Raw genomic sequence first — 3,287 nt, forward strand, 5'->3', positions numbered from 1 at the left:
ATCGAGGACCGCATCGCCGCTCTGCTGGTCCGCAAGCGGGAGCTGGCGGACGCGGTGCTCGGTTCCGGTGAGGCGGCGCTCACGGAGCTGACGGACGCGGAACTGGCGGATCTGGTGGCACTGCGGGGAGAGCCGCGATGACCGGGTACGAGGCGGACGGGACGGAAGGGGAAGGTCCGGATGAGTGGTACGAACCTGAGGGAGTCTCCGTGAGGGGACCCGGCCCGGACGGGGCCGGCCCGGAGCGGGCCGGCGCGGAGCGGACGTTCGCCGCGCTGCCCCCCGCGCGGGGACGTGGTTTCGCGCAGACCTGGTGGGGCCGGGCGTGGCTGACGGCGCTGGAGGGCACGGCCCTGGACGACCGGCAGCTCAAGGCGGGCCGCCGGCTCGCGCGCGCGGGAGCGGTCGGCGCCGTGTCCGTACGGCCGGGGCGGATCACGGCCGTCGTCCAGGACCGTGACCGCACGGCGCACCGCGCGGACGTGCTGCTGCAGGAACTGTCCGGCGGACAGTGGGACCGCTTCCTGGACATGGCCGTCGAGCGGGCCGGGCACGTGGCGGCGCTGCTCGACCGGGAGATGCCGCCGCACCTGGTGGAGGACGCGGAGCTGGCCGGGGTCGAACTGCTGCCGGGCCTCGGCGACCTGGAGCCGGAGTGCGACTGCGGGGCGTGGGACCACTGCGGTCACACGGCGGCGCTCTGCTACCAGGTGGCCCGGCTGCTGGACCACGACCCGTTCGTCCTGCTCCTGGTGCGGGGACGCGGTGAACGCGCCCTGCTGGACGCGCTCCAGTCGCGCGGCGGGCCGCCGGCCGCCGCCGGGAAGCCGTCGCGGCCGGAGGGGGTGGACGCGGCCGAGGCGTTCGCGGCGGGCGGCATCCGGCCCGCGCTGCCCGGTGTCCCCCCGCTTCCCGCGGAACCGGGGGTGCCGCCGTCCCTGGACACGGACGAGCCGCCCGCCGCCGGAGTCGACCCGTCCGCCCTGGAGTTCCTCGCCGCGCGGACCGCCGTGCGGGCCCACCGCCTGCTGGCGGAGGCGCTCCGGGAAGGGCACGGGCGGCGCCCGGCGGTGCCGGAACCGGCGGGCGTGCGGGACGACGCGGTGCGGCTGGCCGCCGGTGGGCCCCCGCGCACCGTGGCGGCCCGGCTCGCCGACGGTTCGGGCCGCGGCCGGGAAGGTCTGGCGGTGGCGGTACGGGCCTGGCAGCGGGGCGGCGCGGCGGCGTTGGCCGTGCTCGACGAGGAGTGGTCGGCGGACGCCGTGGCCCTCGCACGCGCGCGGTCCGCCCTCGAGTCGGCCTGGGCCGAGAGCGACGAGGCCGAGCGGCCGGTGCTCCGGGCCCGCGCCAACCGCTGGACCCTCGACGGCGGACGGGTCCAGCTGCGGCTCGGGCGCGACGGCCGCTGGTGGCCGTACCGCAAGGAGCGCGGCCGCTGGGTCCCGGCCGGAGACGCCGCCCGGGACCCGGCGGCGGCCCTGGCCGCGGCGGAGGCGGAGGCGCGCGCGGAGGCCGGGACGCACGCGGAGGCGGACCCGTGGACGGACGCGGTGGCGGGGCGGCCCCGCGGGACGTAGCCCTCCCGCGGGTACCGCCGCGCCTGCCGTGCCGCGCCCCGCCCGGACCCCCGGGCGGGTCCCCGGGGGTTCCGGTGCCGGGGGACTCAGCCCCGGGCGCCCAGCAGGTGGTCCATCGCCAGCTGGTCGAGGCGCTCGAAGCCCATCCCGCGCGCGGCGGCGGCCTCGGCGTCGAAGTCCTCGAAGGCGGACCGGTCGCCGAGCAGGGCCTGGAGGCCGTCGGCCGCCGTGGGCTCGGCGAGCTGGTCCAGGCGGGCCGCGCGCAGCGCCTCCTGCACCTCGGGGTCGGAACGGAAGGCGGCGGCGCGCTCCTTCAGGATGAGGTAGTTGCGCATGCAGCCGGCCGCCGAGGCCCACACCCCGTCGAGGTCCTCGGTCCGCGGCGGCTTGAAGTCGAAGTGCTTCGGGCCGCTGTAGCCGGCCGACTCCAGCAGGTCCACCAGCCAGAACGCGGCGCGCAGGTCACCGGCGCCGAACCGGAGGTCCTGGTCGTACTTGATGCCGGACTGGCCGTTGAGGTCGATGTGGAACAGCTTGCCCGCCCACAGCGCCTGGGCGATGCCGTGCGGGAAGTTCAGCCCGGCCATCTGCTCGTGGCCGACCTCGGGGTTGACGCCGTACAGCTCGGGCCGCTCCAGGCGCTCGATGAACGCCAGGGCGTGGCCGACGGTCGGCAGCAGGATGTCGCCGCGCGGCTCGTTCGGCTTGGGCTCGATGGCGAAGCGGAGGTCGTAGCCCTGGGAGGTGACGTACTCGCCGAGCAGGTCGAAGGCCTCCTTCATCCGGTCCAGGGCGACCCGCACGTCCTTGGCGGCACCGGACTCGGCGCCCTCGCGGCCGCCCCAGGCCACGTACACCTCGGCGCCGAGCTCGACCGCGAGGTCGATGTTGCGGATGGTCTTGCGCAGCGCGTAGCGGCGCACGTCGCGGTCGTTGGCGGTGAACGCGCCGTCCTTGAACACCGGGTGGGTGAACAGGTTGGTCGTCGCCATCGGCACCTTCATGCCGGTGGAGTCCAGCGCCTGCCGGAACCGCTTGATGTGTCCCTCGCGCTCGCTGTCGCTCGAGCCGAACGGGATCAGGTCGTCGTCGTGGAAGGTGACGCCGTGGGCGCCCAGCTCGGACAGGCGCTGCACCGACTCGACCGGGTCGAGGGCGCGTCGGGTGGCGTCGCCGAACGGGTCCCGTCCCTGCCAGCCGACGGTCCACAGGCCGAAGGTGAACCTGTCCTCGGGGGTGGGCTGGTAGTTCATGCCGCGGCTCCTTGCTCGATGAGGGTATTTCGTCATGGCGATTTACAAATTAGTATGCAGCAACATCTCTGGGAAGATGGTCAGCCCGCCGAGCCGCGCTAGAGGGAGAAACCGATGTCAGCAGCCGAGGGTCCGCTCGTGGTCGGCGTGGACACGTCCACCCAGTCCACCAAGGCGCTGGTCGTCGACGCGGCCACCGGGCGGGTCGTGGCGAGCGGCCAGGCACCGCACACGGTGACCTCGGGGGCGGGCCGGGAAAGCGATCCGCGCCAGTGGTGGGACGCCCTGACCCAGGCCCTGCGCCAGTGCGGCCAGGCGGCGCACGAGGCCGCCGCGGTGTCGATCGGCGGCCAGCAGCACGGGCTGGTCACCCTGGACGCCCACGGCGAGCCGGTGCGCCCCGCGCTGCTGTGGAACGACGTGCGCTCCGCGCCCCAGGCGCACCGGCTGACCGAGG

General features: G+C 75.6%; 3 protein-coding genes. 2 read left to right on the top strand and 1 reads right to left on the bottom strand.

What is annotated here, in order from left to right:
- The first annotated feature begins 137 nt into the window (after positions 1–137).
- On the top strand, positions 138–1,577 hold the full coding sequence (locus tag AOK18_RS20750) for an SWF or SNF family helicase (RefSeq protein ID WP_420865633.1): 1,440 nt from the start codon (positions 138–140) through the stop codon (positions 1,575–1,577).
- Positions 1,578–1,663: 86 nt separating this feature from the next.
- Here the strand turns inward: AOK18_RS20750 and xylA are convergent, their stop codons facing one another.
- A complete protein-coding gene (gene xylA, locus AOK18_RS20755) occupies positions 1,664–2,830 on the bottom strand; it encodes a xylose isomerase (protein ID WP_055571638.1) in 1,167 nt (388 codons plus the stop codon).
- Positions 2,831–2,944: 114 nt separating this feature from the next.
- On the opposite strand from xylA, the gene AOK18_RS20760 reads away from it, so the two are divergent.
- On the top strand, positions 2,945–3,287 hold a 343-nt coding region (locus AOK18_RS20760; RefSeq protein ID WP_240503257.1), incomplete at its 3' end, for an FGGY family carbohydrate kinase.

Origin of the sequence: Streptomyces prasinopilosus (assembly GCF_001419695.1) — a bacterium.
In the GTDB taxonomy this organism is placed as follows: Bacteria; Actinomycetota; Actinomycetes; order Streptomycetales; family Streptomycetaceae; genus Streptomyces; species Streptomyces prasinopilosus.